Source organism: Pseudomonas sp. FBCC-B35 (assembly GCF_059133755.1).
In genome coordinates this window covers 2,812,338-2,828,277 of the sequence record NZ_CP101439.1, presented here as the reverse complement: position 1 = coordinate 2,828,277, position 15,940 = coordinate 2,812,338, and the positions used below count along the sequence as shown (strand labels likewise).

Below are 15,940 nucleotides of genomic sequence, written 5' to 3'. Positions count from 1 at the left end.
GGAGACTGGGCGATTAGAGTGCCTTGCTGACCTGGATGTCGCTGACCTTGTCCACGTCTTCACCATGGATCTTGCGCAGGGCTTGTAGCGCTTGTTCCCGAGAGTCGTCTGACATGAGGGCGAAATCCCAGCGGCGCTGGCCTTCGAGCTTGTACTTGATGACGTACTTGATGGTTTGGGTCATGGCTGGCCTTACCTGAGCTGCGACGAGGAACGACGGATGATCTTGATCTTGTGCGTAAGGCTGGGCTTGCGCGTGACCGAGATCGGGCGGGTCGTCACGGTATCGATGGTGATGTTCCAGAAACCGGTGCTGGGCACGGTGATCTTGGCGGGAAACTTGTCGAAGTGGCCGCCGTGATAGGTGTGACGACCGCCATTCTTGAAGCTGCGGAAGTTGGCGTCGTTCATCAGACGGATGTTGCAGCGCTGGGAGCACTCGATGACGACGATGTCGTCCTCGTTGAGGTGCTCGCGCTGGTGTACGAATTTCATGTGTGGCTCCGCAAAGTCTGGTTTTGCAAACGCGCACGATAACACGATGCGCGGTGAGCGCGCCGGGCTGCTGACCGGGCGCAGATAAATCTGCCAGTACAGGGAGCAAAAGAGCCAGATTACGGTCGAACGGTGTTCCTGATGACAGAGGTGCAGCAGATGAAGTGGATGTTGGCGGCGTGGATGCTGACCCTGGCCGGGTGCGCCAGTGTGTCTGACCTAGAACAATCCCATGAGACGATGGATGTGATGTCAGGCAAGACGCCACGTGAATATGCCGACTGCGTGAAGGTCCGGCTGGCCGACTCGCGTGGCCCGTTGACGGAAGAAAAACGCGGTGATGGATTGCGCTTGATCGTGCCGCAGAAGTTTTCGCCAGGCGAGGGCCCAGGCGCGCTTCTGGATATCAGCCAGCGTGGCAACAATGGCAGCAGCATCAAGTTGCATGAACGTCTGAGCAACTTCCCATTGCGCCCGGGTGATGTGCGTAAAGCCGCGACGGCTTGTATTTCCGGGGATTGACCCAGCGCAAGTGACCGACCTCCTTTTGCTTATATGTTTTGGGCCTAAGCATATAACAATAGAAAAGGAGGTTCGTGATGAGACCATTCAGCGTCATGGTGATCGGTGGCCTGATGTCCCTGGCCTGGGCATCGGCCCACGCTGCAGATGGCCAGAAAGTCTTTACCCAAGGGGGCGCCGACCCTGCAGCCCTCGCCTGCATTGGATGCCACGGTGCCGATGGCAACGGTATCGGCGCAGCAGGCTTCCCACGGCTCGCCGGCCTGCCGGCCCCTTACTTGAGCAAGCAACTGCGTGACTGGCGCAATGGTACTCGAGAGCAGGCGGTCATGGCGCCCTTGGCAAAGGCATTGTCCGAGGACGAGATCACAGCGGTGAGTGCCTACCTGGCCAGCTTGCCGGCGCCGGCAACCGGTGACCTGCGTCGTCAGCAAATCGCCAATGATCCAACGCTGCGGCTTGCGCTTTATGGCGACTGGAACCGGCACGTCCCTGGATGTATCCAGTGCCATGGCCCAGGCGGTGGCGGCGTAGGCGAGCATTTCCCGCCGTTGTCTGGCCAGCCCGCCGCTTATCTGGCGGCTCAACTGAACGCTTGGCGTGATGGAACGCGCAGCAACGACCCCAACCAGTTGATGGTCGGCGTGGCCAAGGCCATGACCCCCGACGAGATCACGGCCGTTTCCGCGTTTTTCGCTCTTCCTGCCAACCTGGAGGCCAAGCCATGAAGCCTTTGCTTACAGCCCTGCTGCTGGCAGCAGGTAGCGTTCACGCCAGCCCCGTGACCATGGAAGACCAGTCCCAGCTCAAAGTGCCGAATGCACAGGCGCAACCGCGCTTCGTGCCGCCGGCAGAGGGCGAGTTGCCGGACAATGCGTTTGGGAAGAGGGTGCGCGAGGGGCACGCCCTGTTCGTCGATACCCGACGTCTGATGCCTGAAGCGGTTGGCAACGGCATGAACTGCTCTAATTGCCACCTTGATCAAGGGCGCATGGCGCACTCGGCCCCTCTGTGGGGCGCTTACCCGATGTACCCGGCCTACCGAAAGAAAAACGACAAGGTCAACACGTATGCCGAGCGAATCCAGGGATGTTTTCAGTTCAGCATGAACGGCAAGCCGCCGGCGGCTGACAGCCCGGAGATGACCGCGCTGTCGGTTTATTCCTACTGGCTCTCTACCAAAGCGCCGACCGGTGTGCCGTTGGCCGGGCGAGGCTATCCGGAAGTGGCGCCGCCAGCGGGGGGCTATGACTTCAAGCGTGGGCAGCAGGTGTACCTCGAGCAGTGCGCGATCTGCCACGGCAAGAAGGGCGAAGGCCAGAAGGTGGCGGGCGAGTATGTGATGCCGCCGCTATGGGGCAGGGACGCCTACAACTGGGGGGCGGGCATGCACCGGATCAATACGGCGGCGTCATTCATCAAGTACAACATGCCGCTGGGTCGACCGGGCTCGCTCAGCGACCAGCAGGCCTGGGACGTGGCGGCCTGGATAAACCGGCACGAGCGGCCCCAGGACCCGAGGTTGGTAGAGGGCTCCATCGAGAAAACCCGCCTGAAGTTCCATGCCAATGATGGGGTCAATCTCTACGGCCAGAAGGTCGAAGGCGTGTTGATCGGGCAGGGCACCGGTCGCTGATGGCCAGGCAAGGGCCTGGAAGGATGACGTACCGGTCAGGAATATTGGGCGGCCCTTTGAACTATCCGTGAGCGGTTGCCTCTATGTTCCCAACGATCGGCCACAGGCGGGGCATTGTAAGGTGACCGCCGCCTGATTAGACTGCGCCGTAACCCCCAGGCCTAGCCTTTGTTAAGGACGTTTATGATCAAGAAATGCTTGTTCCCGGCAGCCGGCTATGGCACTCGCTTCCTGCCAGCCACCAAAGCCATGCCGAAGGAAATGCTGCCAGTGGTCAACAAGCCGTTGATCCAGTACGGCGTTGAGGAAGCATTGGATGCAGGGTTGAGCGAGATCTCCATCGTTACCGGCCGCGGTAAGCGCGCACTGGAAGATCACTTCGACATCAGCTACGAGCTGGAAAACCAGATCAAGGGCACCGACAAGGAGAAGTACCTGGTAGGCATTCGTCGCCTGCTGGACGAGTGCTCGTTCTCCTACACCCGTCAGACCGAAATGAAAGGCTTGGGTCACGCGATCCTCACTGGCCGTCCCCTGATCGGCGACGAGCCGTTCGCAGTGGTGCTGGCCGATGACCTGTGCGTCAACCCGGAAGGCGATGGCGTGCTGACCCAGATGGTGAAGCTGTACAACCAGTTCCGTTGCTCGATCGTCGCCATTCAGGAAGTCGATCCGCAGGAAACCAACAAATACGGTGTCATTGCCGGCGACATGATTCGTGACGACATTTTCCGTGTCACCAACATGGTTGAGAAGCCCAAACCCGAGGATGCGCCGTCCAACCTGGCCATCATCGGCCGTTACATCCTGACGCCCGACATCTTCGATATCATCGAGAACATCGAGCCCGGCAAAGGCGGTGAGATCCAGATTACCGACGCCTTGATGAAGCAAGCCCAGAGCGGCTGCGTGATCGCGTACAAATTCAAAGGGAAGCGTTTCGACTGCGGTGGCGCCGAGGGCTACATCGACGCGACCAACTTCTGCTTCGAGAACTACTACAAGGCTGGCAAGGCTTACTGAGCCCCTGCTGCAAGCCAGGCGCATTTTTTCTTGCTGCCTGATGCTTGAAGCTTGAAACTGCCGGTACCAAGCTGCAAGTGACAAGCCACGCTGCCCGTTCGTGCAGCCTGCCGCTTGAAGCTTGCAGCTTTTTTTTGGAGAACGAAAAGTGGCCTACGATTTTGATCTGTTCGTGATTGGCGCCGGCTCCGGTGGCGTGCGCGCTGCACGTTTCGCTGCCGGTTTTGGCGCCAAGGTAGCGGTTGCCGAGAGCCGCTATTTGGGCGGCACCTGCGTCAACGTGGGGTGTGTGCCCAAAAAGCTGCTGGTGTATGGCGCCCATGTGGCTGATGAGCTGGAGCAGGCGGCTGGATACGGCTGGACCCTGGAAGAAGGGCACTTCGACTGGGGCACCCTGATTGCCAACAAGAACCGTGAAATCGAACGGCTCAACGGTATCTACCGCAACCTGCTGGTCAACAGCGGCGTGACCCTGGTTCAAGGTCATGCGCGCATCACCGGACCTAACGAGGTCGAAGTCGAAGGCCAGCGCTACAGTGCCGAGCACATCCTGATCGCCACTGGCGGCTGGCCCCAGGTGCCGGACATCCCGGGCAAGGAATTGGCGATCACCTCCAACGAAGCGTTTTACCTCAAGGACCTGCCGCGGCGGGTGTTGGTGGTGGGCGGCGGCTACATCGCGGTGGAGTTTGCCGGGATCTTCCAAGGGCTGGGCGCCGCGACAACGTTGTTGTACCGCGGCGATCTGTTCCTGCGCGGCTTCGATGGTTCGGTGCGCACTCACCTGAAGGAGGAGCTCGAAAAGCGCGGGCTCGATTTGCAGTTCAATGCTGACATCCAGCGCATCGACAAGCTTGAGGATGGCAGCCTCAAGGCGACGCTCAAGGACGGGCGGGAACTGGTTGCCGACTGCATCTTCTACGCCACCGGCCGGCGTCCAATGCTGGACAACCTTGGCCTGGAAAACACTGGTGTCGAACTTGATGACAAGGGCTACGTGCGCGTAGACGATCAGTACCAGACCACGGCGCCTTCGATCCTGGCCATTGGAGATGTAATCGGCCGTGTGCAGTTGACCCCGGTGGCATTGGCCGAAGGCATGGCTGTGGCCAGGCGTCTGTTCAAGCCGGAGCAGTACCGCCCCGTGGATTACCAGAACATCCCCACGGCCGTGTTCAGCCAGCCGCCTATCGGCACGGTAGGGCTCACTGAAGAACAGGCCGTCGAGCAGGGCTACGAGGTCAAGGTCTTTGAAAGCCGCTTCCGCGCCATGAAGCTGACCCTCACCGACATTCAGGAAAAGACCTTGATGAAGCTGGTGGTAGATGCCAAGACCGACAAGGTACTGGGTTGCCACATGGTCGGGCCGGATGCAGGCGAGATCATCCAGGGCCTTGGCATCGCACTCAAGGCGGGCGCGACCAAGCAACAGTTCGATGAAACCATCGGCGTGCACCCCACGGCAGCGGAAGAGTTCGTGACTCTGCGCACGGTGACCCGCTGACTCAGCCCAGGCCGCATGCAACGTGCGGCCTGCTTGCGGGGCGACGATTACGTAATCGTCGCCCCATGCGCGGTCGGTTTCATAGGCTAGCCGCGCGCTTGGGCATTACCGCGGGAAGCGCTCTCTAACCTGTCCCACTCATAGCCAAAACCAATCATGAGCATCAGGTTTGCCAATGAGCCTTTATCGGTCCATGCGGTTAGGATTCTCTCCGTCAACTGATTTCAACCCATGAAGGAGCGTCTCTCATGCCTATCATCAACAGCCAGGTCAAACCGTTCAACGCCACTGCCTACCACAAGGGCGAGTTCGTCCCGGTCAGCGAAGCCGACCTGAAAGGCAAATGGTCTGTCGTGTTCTTCTATCCAGCCGACTTTACGTTCGTTTGCCCGACCGAGCTGGGTGACCTTGCTGACAACTATGCCGAGTTCCAGAAACTGGGCGTTGAGATCTACGGTGTTTCCACCGACACCCACTTTACCCACAAAGCGTGGCACGACACCTCGGACACCATCGGCAAGATTCAGTACCCACTGATCGGCGACCCGACCCATGTGATCGCCCGCAACTTCGACGTGCTGATCGAAGAAGCCGGCCTGGCGGACCGCGGTACCTTCGTGATCAACCCCGAAGGCCAGATCAAGATCGTCGAGCTGAACGACGGCGGTGTGGGTCGTGACGCCACCGAGCTGCTGCGCAAGGTCAAGGCTGCCCAGTATGTCGCCGCCCACCCAGGCGAAGTCTGCCCAGCCAAGTGGAAAGAAGGCGAGGCCACTCTGGCGCCGTCGCTGGATCTGGTCGGCAAGATCTGATTGTCGCCCGATAAGCGCCTGTGCAGCGGCAGCGCCGCACAGGCCTTGCGGGATGAGCAGCCAGTCATGTGCCAAACGCGGGCGGTAAGCAGCCGCCACAGCTGAACCACTTACCGCCCCGTCAAACGCCCGGGCGACTTCGCCTGGGCGTTTTTGTATCTGAGTTTGAAAAAGGAAATCGCCCGTATGTTGGACGCCACGCTTAAATCGCAACTGAAAACCTACCTGGAGCGGGTCACCCAGCCGATCGAGATCGTTGCCTCCCTCGACGACGGTGCGAAGTCCCGCGAATTACACGACCTGCTGGTGGAAATCGCCGGCTTGTCCAGCCTCATCACCCTGCGAGCCGATGGCGACGACGCCCGCCGCCCTTCGTTCTCGCTCAATCGCCCCAACGGCGACATCAGCCTGCGTTTTGCTGGTATTCCCATGGGCCACGAGTTCACCTCCCTGGTGCTGGCGCTGCTGCAAGTGGGCGGCCACCCCTCCAAGGCCAGCCTGGAAGTGATCGAGCAGATCCAGACGCTGGAAGGTGAGTTCAACTTCGAGACTTACTTCTCGCTGTCCTGCCAGAACTGCCCGGATGTGGTCCAGGCATTGAACCTGATGGCGGTGCTCAACCCCAGCGTGCGCCATGTAGCCATCGATGGTGCGTTGTTCCAGGCTGAAGTCGATGCCCGCCAGATCATGGCCGTGCCCAGCGTGTACCTCAATGGTGAGGTGTTCGGCCAGGGGCGCATGGGCCTTGAAGAAATTCTTGGCAAGATCGACACCAACGCCGGCGCACGTCAGGCCGAGAAGCTCAACGCCAAACAAGCATTCGATGTACTGGTCGTAGGCGGTGGCCCGGCGGGTGCCTCTGCCGCCATCTATGCCGCGCGCAAGGGTATCCGCACTGGCGTGGCCGCCGAACGGTTCGGCGGGCAGGTGCTCGACACCATGGCCATCGAGAACTTCGTTTCCGTGCATGAAACCGAAGGCCCGAAACTGGCCACCGCGCTTGAAGAACACGTCAAGCAGTATGACGTGGACATCATGAACCTGCAGCGCGGTGAAGCACTGATTCCGGCTACCGACGGTGGCCTGCATGAAGTGCGCATGGCGAGCGGGGCTTCGCTCAAGGCCAAGACGGTCATCCTGGCCACCGGTGCTCGCTGGCGCGAAATGAATGTGCCGGGCGAACAGCAATACCGTGGCCGTGGCGTGGCCTACTGCCCGCACTGTGACGGCCCGTTGTTCAAGGGCAAACGCGTGGCGGTGATCGGTGGTGGTAACTCTGGCGTGGAAGCGGCGATCGACTTGGCGGGTATCGTGGCGCAGGTGACGTTGATTGAATTCGACAGCCAGCTGCGTGCCGATGCGGTGCTGCAACGCAAGTTGCACAGCTTGCCTAACGTGACGGTCATCACCCAGGCACTGACCACCGAAGTGATCGGCAATGGCGAGAAAGTGACTGGCCTGCGCTACAAGGACCGCACCAGCGACATCGAGCATGAGCTGGCGTTGGAGGGGATTTTCGTTCAGATCGGTCTGTTGCCGAACACTGATTGGCTCAAAGGCACCGTTGAACTGTCGGCACGCGGCGAAATCATCGTCGATGCCAGAGGGCAGACCAGTATTGCCGGTGTGTTCGCTGCAGGTGACGTGACGACGGTGCCTTACAAGCAGATCGTGATCGCCGTTGGCGAAGGGGCCAAGGCGTCTCTGGCCGCCTTCGACCACCTGATCCGCACCTCCGCGCCTGCATAAGCGACATTTCAGCAGAACCGCAACCCTCGCATGAACTGGCCGTGCCCCATGGCGCAGCGCATGCGGGGGTCTTGTCATGGGCCTGGCTAAACCCACGAGCCATGAGGGTGTCTATGCTTACAAGCAGACCCCTCAGGAGCCACGCCATGACCCTGATCAGCCGCGAACCCTGGTGGCTAGTGCCGCCAAAGCCCGGGCAGACTGAACAAGACCTGCACTGGGGCTACCTTGAGATCTACAGCAACGGCCACACGGTGTTTGTCGACCAGCGCCCAAGCGATCGCGAAATGACCGAGCGCAAGAGCTGCCGCAACTTCCCCAAATCAGACCGCTGAAGACTAGCCGCCTAGTGCGTCCAGCCGCGCTTCCAGTGCAGCGATGCGCGCTTCAAGTGCCTCGATTCGATCCTGCGTAACCGTGCTGGTACCACTTCGCATTGAGCTCTCCTGCTGCTTTGCAGCCAGAATGGCTTCGATGTCTGCCGGGTCACCCAACGCATGAGTGTAACGGTCCTCACGCTGGCCAGCCTGACGCGGCAGGTGCACGGCCAAGTTCCGTGACACCAGACGTTCTAGCTGGTGGCGAACTTGGTCGGTGTCGTCGAAATCGTGCAGGCGGTTGCTACGGGTCAGCAACTCGCTCAAGGTTTGCGGGCCACGCAGGAACATCAGCCCCATCAACACCAACTGCGCAGGAACCAATTCCAGCGCCTTGTCCACCCGGTGTTCCCAGCGGTCGGCGCGGCTGCCCATCTGCAAGCGTGCCATCTGTCGTGCTTCGAGGCTGCGCAGCGCCTGACCCACTTGGCCCTGGGTAAGGTTCATCACCGGTTCGCGGCTGGTCTTCTGGTTACAGGCCAGGAGCAGGGCGTTGAGGGTAAGCGGGTAACTTTCCGGGCTGGTGGCCTGTTTCTCGATCAGCGAGCCGAGCACGCGAATCTCGACGCTGCTCAAGCGACCTTCAGTGGTGGTGTCTTGCTCGGACATGGCCCTGTCTCATTGCTGGGAAAAGGCCATTAGCGTAGGTGTATGAGGGGAGGGCCGCAAGACGGCCCGGCTAAATCAGGCGCTGCGGCGCGCTTCGGCCTGGCAGGCTGCTGCGGTGAACAGCACGTCGGTGGAGGAGTTGAGCGCGGTCTCGGCAGAATCCTGCAGCACGCCGATGATGAACCCCACCGCCACAACCTGCATGGCGATCTCACTGGGAATGCCGAACAAGCTGCAGGCCAATGGGATGAGCAGCAGGGAGCCGCCGGCCACACCGGACGCACCGCAGGCACAGACCGCCGCTACCACACTGAGCAACACTGCCGTGGGAAGGTCCAAGGGAATCCCCAAGGTGTGCACCGCCGCCAGCGTCAATACGGTGATGGTGATTGCAGCGCCAGCCATGTTGATCGTGGCCCCCAGCGGAATGGATACCGAATAAGTATCCTCATGCAGCCCAAGGCGTTCGGACAACGCCATGTTCACAGGGATGTTGGCTGCCGAACTGCGGGTGAAAAATGCAGTGATGCCGCTTTCGCGCAGACACAGCAGGGTGAGTGGGTAGGGATTTCGACGGGTTTTCCAGAATACGATCAGCGGGTTCATGACCAGGGCGACGAACAGCATGCACCCGATCAGTACCGCCAGCAGGTGCAGGTACCCCAACATGGCTTTGAGCCCTGACTGAGCCAAGGTGGAGGTGACCAGGCCGAAGATGCCCAGTGGCGCAAAGCGAATGACGATGCGCACGATCAGCGTGACGCCGTTGGACAGGTCGTCGACCACCTTGCGGGTGGTGTCACCGGCGCGGCGCAACGCGATGCCCAGGCCAATAGCCCAGGTCAGCACGCCGATGAAATTGGCATTGAGCAACGCGTTGATCGGGTTGTCGACCGCACTGAGCAACAGGTTCTTCAACACCTCACCGATGCCGCCCGGTGCACTCAGGGCGGCATCCGCTGCGTTCAGTACCAAGTGTGAAGGAAATACCATGCTGGCAACCACCGCCACGACAGCCGAGGCGAATGTGCCGAGCAAGTACAGCCCCAAGATGGGGCGGATGTGGGTTTCCTGTCCGTGCCGGTGATTGGCAATCGATGCCATGACCAGAACGAAGACCAGCACTGGCGCCACCGCCTTCAAGGCACTGACGAACACCGTACCGAGAAAGCCCAGGTCACGGGCAACGGTGGGGGCGATCAGGGCAAGCGCGATACCTGCCACCAGGCCGATAACGATTTGCGTCACCAGGCCGGTGCGGTTGAGAAGGCGAAGAAGCGGTGTCATGCGCTGCGAGGTCCTGAAATTCGAAAAGGGCTGGACTTTACCATAGACCTCGCCCAGGCACTTACTGCCCGTTGTGGGAGCGCTACCAGTTGAACAGTTCGCGTCGCGCCCCTTCGGTGATGGCAACGATGCCAGGATGCTTGACCTTGCGCTCGACCGAAATGGCGTAGAAGGACTCGTTCACGGCCTCGGTTTGCCCAATCAACTGTACGCCATACTGCCGACACACTTCTTCGGCAATCACGCTGGGCGCCACGAAGATGCCGCTGCCAGACTGCCCGAACGCCTGCATCAAGGCACTGTCGTCGAACTCGCCGACGATGCGCGGTTGAAGATGTTGATCACCAAGCCAGCGTAGAAGGCGGCTGCGCAGCACCGTTTCTTGCCCGGGTATGAGCAGCGGCGCATCGTGCAGGCATTCAGGGAACGGGCCATCGTGCTGAAGGGCCAATGTTGGGGTTGCGAAAAAGCTCAGGCCGCATTCTCCCAGTTTCTGGCTATACCCTTTGATGTCCAGGTGGGGCGGCATCGGGCTGTCTGAAATGACCAGGTCCAGTCGCTGAATGGCAAGGTCGGCCAGGAGCCGCTCCAGCTTGTCTTCACGGCAGTTGATGCGCAGCACGTTCTCAAGCTCCATGGTGGGTGCCAATAATCGATAGACAATGGACTTTGGCACCACGTCAGCCACCCCGACCCGGAACAGGATCTGCTCCTGAGGGCCGGCACGCAGCATGGCTTCGAGTTCGCCCCCCAGCTGGAACATCTGCTCGGCATACGTCAGCGCCTGGCGTCCGGTCTCAGTGAGTTCCAATTGCCGGCCAACCCGCTGGAACAGCTCGACGCCATAAGCCTGTTCCAATAGCGTGATCTGACCGCTGATGGTCTGTGGCGTCAGATTCAATTGCTCGCTCGCCCGAACGATGCTGCCGGTTCGGGCTACCACCCAAAAGTAGTGGAGCTGGCGATAGTTAAGCATTAGCGCAGATGCCGATTCGGAAAAACCGAAGTATATCGCTTGAAAATACGAATTTTACAGAAGTATTGCGCCCTCTAGAATCCACTTCATTCAGGCGGATACGAGCCTGCGCACATCATTCCGGAGGCGCCTATGCTGTATTTCAAATCAATGGGTACTGCGCTGGTCATGAGCATGACGCTGTTGGCCCTGGCCGGCTGCGATCAGGCCGAGAAGTCTGCCCAGCAAGTGCTTGACCAGGCGGCGAAGTCGGCTCAGCAGGTGATCGAGCAAACCAACCAGGCGGCCCAGCAGGCCTTGAGCGACGCGCTTGGGACCGACCGGCGAGAGCCCGAGCAAGATGACACCGCTTCCGAAACCCAGGACATTTGATCCCCAACCCGCGTGACAGGATGTGAACAATGGAATATTTGCTGGAACTTGCCGCTAGCCCGACAGCCTGGGTGGCGCTCGCCACGCTGGTGGCCATGGAAGTTGTACTGGGTATCGACAACCTGATCTTCATCTCCATCCTGACCAACAAACTACCAGTCGCGTATCGCTCCAAGGCACGCCGCATCGGTATCAGCATGGCACTGGTGATGCGCCTGGCACTGCTGAGCACCGTTGCCTGGATCGTGCAGCTGACCGACCCTGTGTTCGAGGTGTTTGGCAACGCCTTCTCCTGGAAGGATGTGATCCTGATCGCCGGCGGCCTGTTCCTGCTGTGGAAGGCCACTAAGGAAATTCACGAGAACGTCGACCCACACGGTGCCAAGGAAGAGTCCAAGGCTTCTTCTACCGTTACCTTGGGCTTCGCCGCAGCGATTTTCCAGATTTTGTTGCTCGATATTGTGTTCTCGGTAGACAGCATTATCACCGCAGTAGGCATGACTGAGCACTTGCCTATCATGATCATCGCCGTGATCACTGCCGTGATCGTGATGATGGTGGCGGCCGATCCGCTGGCCAACTTCATCAACGACAACCCAACCGTTGTCATGCTGGCGCTCGGTTTCCTGATCATGATCGGCATGACGCTGATCGCGGAGGGCTTCGGAGCCCACGTGCCCAAGGGCTATGTGTATGCCGCCATGGCGTTCTCAACCGCTATCGAGATTCTGAATATCCTGGCGCGTCGAGCACGGCTGAAGCGTGAGGCCAAGCAAGGGTGACAGCAGGCGGGGCGCATGGCGCCCCATTCGCTGCATGTTTCAGGTGGGTTCAGTGCGCCGCTGCTGCGTGTGGAGCACGCCGTGCAGGGGCGGGTTGAGGGCGTGGCTGTGGTTGCGCAACGGGTTGAGCGTGCCGCCGTGCGATGCGCAGTACGCCCCAGAGCATGGCCGCTGCAACGCTGAGCCACATGCACACCAGCATGATGATTGCCAAGGTCATATTCATTTGTGCCTCCATCTCTACGGCGAGCGCTTGATACGCCAGCGATTGCCTTCCAGACACTTGATTAGTGTAGCCCTTGCGTGGGTACGTTCCATCGAATAACGCCTGCGGTGCCGAGATGATTCGCCAACATGCCCTGTCGGACTGTACCGCCATCGTTGTGGGACCTATCATCGCGAACACAGCAGGGCGCTGCCTGCCCTGCGTTCAGCAAGCGAGTATCCATGCCCAATTTCACCTTCTCGTCGCCGACCAAGGTCGTTCGCCAGCTCATCCTGGCGTGCTGGTTGGGTGTCACCTTGGCAGGTTGTGCCGGGACACCTTCTACCGCACTCCAGGGCCTGCCCCAGCGGGTGGAGCTCAGCAGCGTTCCGTTCTACCGCGGTAACGCCAACCACAGCGCAGCCATGGCATTGGCCGCGATTCTGTCGCAGCAAGGTGCGCCCATCACGCCTGGGCTGCTCGATCAGCCGCTGAACCTGCCCACAGGTATCGACAGCCTAGATACCAGCATCCCGCGCGTTGCGCGCGACTACGGTAGGGTGGTGTACCCCTTGGACAAGCGGCTAGATGCCTTGTTGACGCAGGTGGCCGCTGGAAACCCGGTGCTGGTTCGCTACCAGGACGGTTCGGCATGGTGGAGCGAACCCAGGTATGCGGTATTGATAGGGTATGACCGTTACAAACAGCGTGTGCTGATGCGTGCAGGCATGCAGCGCCGCCTGGTGATGGCATTCGACGATTTCGCCTCTGCCTGGGCGAAAGAGGGCCGTTGGGCAATCCTGGTGCAGCCGCCGGGGGAGTTGCCGGCGAACGTTGACCGTCAGCGCTGGCAACAGGCCGCTGACGATCTGGCGCGTGCGGGCCAGGAACTGGCGGCCAGGCAGGCCCTGGACAGCCTCAAGTGAGGCTGCTCGCATCAGGCTTCCCACGGTCACTGAAGGCGTGGCCTTGCCGGGGCGCTGGGCTGGTCGGCATGGGCCGCAACGCGGCCCGGCGAACATGAGTGAACCCCATCACGCCAGTGGCAGCCCTTTACTGGTTGCCACGCCTTGACTCAGAAGCCCAGACGGTCACGCAAGCTGTAGTACCAAGCGCCCAAGGCACTGAAGGGCACGCGCAGCATCTGACCGCCCGGGAAGGGGTAGTGCGGCAGCCCGGCAAAGGCATCGAACCGCTCCGCCTGGCCACGCATGGCCTCGGCCAGGACTTTGCCTGCCAGATGGGTATAGGTGACCCCGTGGCCTGAACATCCCTGGGAATAATAGATGTTGTCACCGATACGGCCGACTTGTGGCAGACGCGACAAGGTGAGCAGGAAGTTGCCGGTCCAGGCGTAGTCGATCTTGACGTTCTTCAACTGCGGGAAGGCCTTGAGCATCTTCGGACGAATGATCGCCTCGATGTTGGCCGGATCCCGTGCACCATAAACCACGCCGCCTCCAAAGATCAGGCGCTTGTCGCTGGTCAGGCGATAGTAGTCGAGCAGGTAGTTGCAGTCTTCGACGCAGTAGTCCTGGGGAAGCAGTGTGCGCGCCAGTTCATCGCCCAAGGGTTCGGTCGTGATGACCTGTGTACCGCAAGGCATCGACTTGGCGGCAAGCTCCGGGACCAGGTTGCCCAGGTAGGCGTTGCCCGCCACGATGATGAACTTGGCGCGCACTTTACCCTGTGGGGTATGCACGACCGGGTTGGCGCCGCGCTCGATGCGCACCGCCGGAGTTTGTTCATAGATGGTGCCGCCCAACGATTCGACCGCAGCAGCTTCGCCGAGGGCCAGGTTGAGTGGATGGATATGCCCGCCGCTCATGTCGAGCATGCCGCCGATGTAGTTGTCGCAGGCCACCACTTCGCGGATGCGCTGTTGATCCATCAGCTCCAGCTGGTTGTGGCCGAAACGTTCCCACAGGCGCTTTTGCGATTCCAGGTGACCCATTTGCTTGCTGGTCAGCGCAGCGAACACGCCACCGTCCTTGAGGTCGCACTGGATGTTGTACTTGGCCACCCGCTCGCGAATGATGCGCCCGCCTTCGAAGGCCATCTGGCCTAGCAGCTGGGCTTGGCGAGCACCCACGGTGCGCTCGATGACATCGATGTCGCGGCTGTAGCTGTTGACGATCTGGCCACCGTTGCGGCCCGATGCGCCGAAGCCTACCTTGGCCGCTTCGACAATGCTTACCTTGAAGCCATTTTCCAGAAGGAACAGGGCGCTGGACAAGCCGGTGTAGCCCGCGCCGATGATGCAGACATCGGTTTGCACCTCACCCTGCAGCGCCGGACGTGGCGGCACCGGGTTGGCCGAGGCGGCGTAGTAGGACTGGGGGTAGGGGGTGTTAGCCATGCTGCAGAACCTCGTGTTTTATATTTTTAACGAATGTAGCGATGCTATCAATAATAATAAACACCCGCTAGTCGTCCGCCGAAAATCATGAACAGTGCTCGCGCCTGACGCCTCTTTATAAAGAGTTTGCAATTCAGTGGGTTAGCTTCAAAAAAACTGTTGACACGCCTTTGTAATTGCGTAGAATGCGCACCACGACAGGCACATAGCTCAGTTGGTTAGAGCACCACCTTGACATGGTGGGGGTCGTTGGTTCGAGTCCAATTGTGCCTACCAAATTGAAAAAGGGTGATCCGCAAGGGTCACCCTTTTTTGCGTTTAGCTTTGGAAGCTCTTAGAGGGCTCCAATTCTCCGGCTGCTCGAAAGTTTTTGATTTATATCGAAAAAAAAGCTTTACAGGTGTTCAGTGAGTCTCTACTATGCGCACCACACGACAGGCACATAGCTCAGTTGGTTAGAGCACCACCTTGACATGGTGGGGGTCGTTGGTTCGAGTCCAATTGTGCCTACCAAATCCCAAAAAGGGCGATCAGAAATGATCGCCCTTTTTGCATGCCCGGCGGAATCAGCCTGTAACCTTTGGCCGCAGTTCGATGCTCAGTCTCGCGTGGTAGAATCCGCCTCTTCGAACCTGGAGGTACACGCGTGCGCAAACTGGTGGTGGTAATGGCAGTGCTGGCCCTGGCGGGCTGTGACAACGAGGTGGAGGGCGTGCACAAGCGTGTGGCCGAACACCTGCAAAATCCCAAGACCGCCAAGTTCGGTAACGTTCGCATCGATACGCAGGGTACGATCTGCGGTCAGGTGCGCGGCAAGGACGATGCCGGCCAATTCCAGGCCTACCGCAGCTATGTGGCCATCAAACGCGACGGTCAGTACGAAATCATTGTCGACGACAATGGCGACAACCTGCGTATTCGGGAGCTGTGTGGGGGTGCTGAATTGCAGCGCCGTGCGCAAGCGCTCGAAGGTGAGCCCGCGCCAGAGGGATGGGACGTCGAAGTGGTCCAGGGCGCCAACATGGGTGCACTCAGCGACATGACCGCGCGTCTGATCGAGAAAGGTATTCCGTCTTCGGTGGAGTACCGGGACGGCAAGCCTGTGGTGCTGCTGGGGCCATTTCCTACCCGGGAGCAGGCGCAGGCCCGTCGCGATGAAGTCATGGCCAAGCTTGGCACCGACTCGGTGGTCATCCAGCACGGCGCAGCCCGCTAAGCGCTCGTGGCCGGTC

The 15,940-nt window shown here is 60.1% G+C and carries 19 protein-coding genes and 2 tRNA genes; 14 read left to right on the top strand and 7 right to left on the bottom strand.

The window, feature by feature from the left end; all coding sequences use genetic code 11:
• Positions 1-13: 13 nt before the first annotated feature.
• Together NMB38_RS12935 and NMB38_RS12930 are read right to left on the bottom strand one after the other, a co-directional pair.
• Positions 14-184 carry a hypothetical protein gene (locus tag NMB38_RS12935; RefSeq protein WP_088523181.1) on the bottom strand — a complete coding sequence of 57 codons (171 nt, stop codon included), beginning with the start codon at positions 182-184 and terminating at the stop codon, positions 14-16.
• A gap of 8 nt (positions 185-192) precedes the next feature.
• Positions 193-495 (bottom strand): DUF1883 domain-containing protein, encoded by a 303-nt coding sequence (locus NMB38_RS12930; RefSeq protein ID WP_027916110.1) that lies wholly within the window; start codon positions 493-495, stop codon positions 193-195.
• A gap of 159 nt (positions 496-654) precedes the next feature.
• On the opposite strand from NMB38_RS12930, the gene NMB38_RS12925 reads away from it, so the two are divergent.
• The 8 genes from NMB38_RS12925 (at position 655) to NMB38_RS12890 (ending at position 8,076) form a co-directional block, all read left to right on the top strand.
• Positions 655-1,017, top strand: a complete 363-nt coding sequence (locus tag NMB38_RS12925; protein WP_104926717.1) for a hypothetical protein — start codon at positions 655-657, stop codon at positions 1,015-1,017.
• A 77-nt stretch (positions 1,018-1,094) separates the two neighbouring features.
• On the top strand, positions 1,095-1,745 hold the full coding sequence (locus NMB38_RS12920; protein ID WP_490806145.1) for a c-type cytochrome: 651 nt from the start codon (positions 1,095-1,097) through the stop codon (positions 1,743-1,745).
• The gene (locus NMB38_RS12915; protein ID WP_049695791.1) at positions 1,742-2,653 is read left to right on the top strand and encodes a c-type cytochrome; all 912 of its coding nucleotides are present in this window, start codon (positions 1,742-1,744) and stop codon (positions 2,651-2,653) included. Before NMB38_RS12920 ends, NMB38_RS12915 begins: the two co-directional genes overlap by 4 nt.
• A 183-nt stretch (positions 2,654-2,836) precedes the next feature.
• Positions 2,837-3,676 (top strand): UTP--glucose-1-phosphate uridylyltransferase GalU, encoded by an 840-nt coding sequence (galU, locus tag NMB38_RS12910; protein WP_027916106.1) that lies wholly within the window; start codon positions 2,837-2,839, stop codon positions 3,674-3,676.
• Positions 3,677-3,824: 148 nt separating this feature from the next.
• Complete coding sequence (gorA, locus tag NMB38_RS12905) at positions 3,825-5,180, top strand: glutathione-disulfide reductase (protein WP_027916105.1); 1,356 nt, start codon at positions 3,825-3,827, stop codon at positions 5,178-5,180.
• 248 nt (positions 5,181-5,428) lie between these two features.
• Entirely contained in the window at positions 5,429-5,992 is a 564-nt protein-coding gene (gene ahpC / locus NMB38_RS12900; protein ID WP_028686434.1) for an alkyl hydroperoxide reductase subunit C, read from the top strand.
• A gap of 186 nt (positions 5,993-6,178) precedes the next feature.
• Complete coding sequence (ahpF, locus tag NMB38_RS12895) at positions 6,179-7,741, top strand: alkyl hydroperoxide reductase subunit F (protein ID WP_027916103.1); 1,563 nt, start codon at positions 6,179-6,181, stop codon at positions 7,739-7,741.
• 146 nt (positions 7,742-7,887) lie between these two features.
• Positions 7,888-8,076 (top strand): hypothetical protein, encoded by a 189-nt coding sequence (locus NMB38_RS12890; RefSeq protein ID WP_027916102.1) that lies wholly within the window; start codon positions 7,888-7,890, stop codon positions 8,074-8,076.
• A gap of 3 nt (positions 8,077-8,079) precedes the next feature.
• Here the strand turns inward: NMB38_RS12890 and NMB38_RS12885 are convergent, their stop codons facing one another.
• The 3 genes from NMB38_RS12885 to nhaR form a co-directional block, all read right to left on the bottom strand.
• Entirely contained in the window at positions 8,080-8,727 is a 648-nt protein-coding gene (locus NMB38_RS12885) for a YceH family protein (RefSeq protein WP_104926315.1), read from the bottom strand.
• Between the two features lie 75 nt (positions 8,728-8,802).
• Positions 8,803-10,014: a serine/threonine transporter SstT gene (sstT, locus tag NMB38_RS12880; protein ID WP_027916100.1), complete on the bottom strand. Its 1,212-nt coding sequence runs from the start codon at positions 10,012-10,014 to the stop codon at positions 8,803-8,805.
• Between the two features lie 82 nt (positions 10,015-10,096).
• The gene (gene nhaR / locus NMB38_RS12875) at positions 10,097-10,990 is read right to left on the bottom strand and encodes a transcriptional activator NhaR (RefSeq protein WP_028686432.1); all 894 of its coding nucleotides are present in this window, start codon (positions 10,988-10,990) and stop codon (positions 10,097-10,099) included.
• 132 nt (positions 10,991-11,122) lie between these two features.
• Between nhaR and NMB38_RS12870 the strand changes: the two genes are divergently transcribed.
• Positions 11,123-11,362, top strand: coding sequence for a hypothetical protein (locus tag NMB38_RS12870; RefSeq protein ID WP_027916098.1), 240 nt, complete (start codon positions 11,123-11,125; stop codon positions 11,360-11,362).
• A gap of 29 nt (positions 11,363-11,391) precedes the next feature.
• On the top strand, positions 11,392-12,144 hold the full coding sequence (locus NMB38_RS12865; protein WP_027916097.1) for a TerC family protein: 753 nt from the start codon (positions 11,392-11,394) through the stop codon (positions 12,142-12,144).
• 49 nt (positions 12,145-12,193) lie between these two features.
• On the opposite strand, the gene NMB38_RS12860 is transcribed toward NMB38_RS12865, so the two are convergent.
• Complete coding sequence (locus NMB38_RS12860) at positions 12,194-12,370, bottom strand: hypothetical protein (RefSeq protein WP_165919234.1); 177 nt, start codon at positions 12,368-12,370, stop codon at positions 12,194-12,196.
• Positions 12,371-12,591: 221 nt separating this feature from the next.
• Here NMB38_RS12860 and NMB38_RS12855 point away from each other — a divergent pair, with 221 nt between their 5' ends.
• Positions 12,592-13,275, top strand: a complete 684-nt coding sequence (locus NMB38_RS12855) for a peptidase C39 family protein (protein ID WP_027916096.1) — start codon at positions 12,592-12,594, stop codon at positions 13,273-13,275.
• Between the two features lie 149 nt (positions 13,276-13,424).
• Here NMB38_RS12855 and NMB38_RS12850 read toward each other — a convergent pair whose 3' ends face one another.
• Positions 13,425-14,708 (bottom strand): NAD(P)/FAD-dependent oxidoreductase, encoded by a 1,284-nt coding sequence (locus NMB38_RS12850; RefSeq protein WP_027916095.1) that lies wholly within the window; start codon positions 14,706-14,708, stop codon positions 13,425-13,427.
• 199 nt (positions 14,709-14,907) lie between these two features.
• Here NMB38_RS12850 and NMB38_RS12845 point away from each other — a divergent pair.
• The 3 genes from NMB38_RS12845 to NMB38_RS12835 all read left to right on the top strand — a co-directional run bounded on the left by NMB38_RS12845 (position 14,908) and on the right by NMB38_RS12835 (position 15,924).
• Positions 14,908-14,984, top strand: a tRNA-Val gene (locus NMB38_RS12845).
• Between the two features lie 160 nt (positions 14,985-15,144).
• Positions 15,145-15,221 (top strand) — tRNA-Val (locus NMB38_RS12840).
• A gap of 133 nt (positions 15,222-15,354) precedes the next feature.
• On the top strand, positions 15,355-15,924 hold the full coding sequence (locus NMB38_RS12835; protein ID WP_027916094.1) for an SPOR domain-containing protein: 570 nt from the start codon (positions 15,355-15,357) through the stop codon (positions 15,922-15,924).
• Positions 15,925-15,940: the final 16 nt, after the last annotated feature.

Bases quoted from the DNA above. Each gene is read 5' to 3' on its own strand.
- NMB38_RS12935 (WP_088523181.1), bottom strand. From the start codon at position 184: ATGACCCAAACCATCAAGTACGTCATCAAGTACAAGCTCGAAGGCCAG.
- NMB38_RS12930 (WP_027916110.1), bottom strand. From the start codon at position 495: ATGAAATTCGTACACCAGCGCGAGCACCTCAACGAGGACGACATCGTC.
- NMB38_RS12925 (WP_104926717.1), top strand. From the start codon at position 655: ATGAAGTGGATGTTGGCGGCGTGGATGCTGACCCTGGCCGGGTGCGCC.
- NMB38_RS12920 (WP_490806145.1), top strand. From the start codon at position 1,095: ATGAGACCATTCAGCGTCATGGTGATCGGTGGCCTGATGTCCCTGGCC.
- NMB38_RS12915 (WP_049695791.1), top strand. From the start codon at position 1,742: ATGAAGCCTTTGCTTACAGCCCTGCTGCTGGCAGCAGGTAGCGTTCAC.
- galU (WP_027916106.1), top strand. From the start codon at position 2,837: ATGATCAAGAAATGCTTGTTCCCGGCAGCCGGCTATGGCACTCGCTTC.
- ahpC (WP_028686434.1), top strand. From the start codon at position 5,429: ATGCCTATCATCAACAGCCAGGTCAAACCGTTCAACGCCACTGCCTAC.
- ahpF (WP_027916103.1), top strand. From the start codon at position 6,179: ATGTTGGACGCCACGCTTAAATCGCAACTGAAAACCTACCTGGAGCGG.
- NMB38_RS12890 (WP_027916102.1), top strand. From the start codon at position 7,888: ATGACCCTGATCAGCCGCGAACCCTGGTGGCTAGTGCCGCCAAAGCCC.
- NMB38_RS12885 (WP_104926315.1), bottom strand. From the start codon at position 8,727: ATGTCCGAGCAAGACACCACCACTGAAGGTCGCTTGAGCAGCGTCGAG.
- sstT (WP_027916100.1), bottom strand. From the start codon at position 10,014: ATGACACCGCTTCTTCGCCTTCTCAACCGCACCGGCCTGGTGACGCAA.
- nhaR (WP_028686432.1), bottom strand. From the start codon at position 10,990: ATGCTTAACTATCGCCAGCTCCACTACTTTTGGGTGGTAGCCCGAACC.
- NMB38_RS12870 (WP_027916098.1), top strand. From the start codon at position 11,123: ATGCTGTATTTCAAATCAATGGGTACTGCGCTGGTCATGAGCATGACG.
- NMB38_RS12865 (WP_027916097.1), top strand. From the start codon at position 11,392: ATGGAATATTTGCTGGAACTTGCCGCTAGCCCGACAGCCTGGGTGGCG.
- NMB38_RS12860 (WP_165919234.1), bottom strand. From the start codon at position 12,370: ATGAATATGACCTTGGCAATCATCATGCTGGTGTGCATGTGGCTCAGC.
- NMB38_RS12855 (WP_027916096.1), top strand. From the start codon at position 12,592: ATGCCCAATTTCACCTTCTCGTCGCCGACCAAGGTCGTTCGCCAGCTC.
- NMB38_RS12850 (WP_027916095.1), bottom strand. From the start codon at position 14,708: ATGGCTAACACCCCCTACCCCCAGTCCTACTACGCCGCCTCGGCCAAC.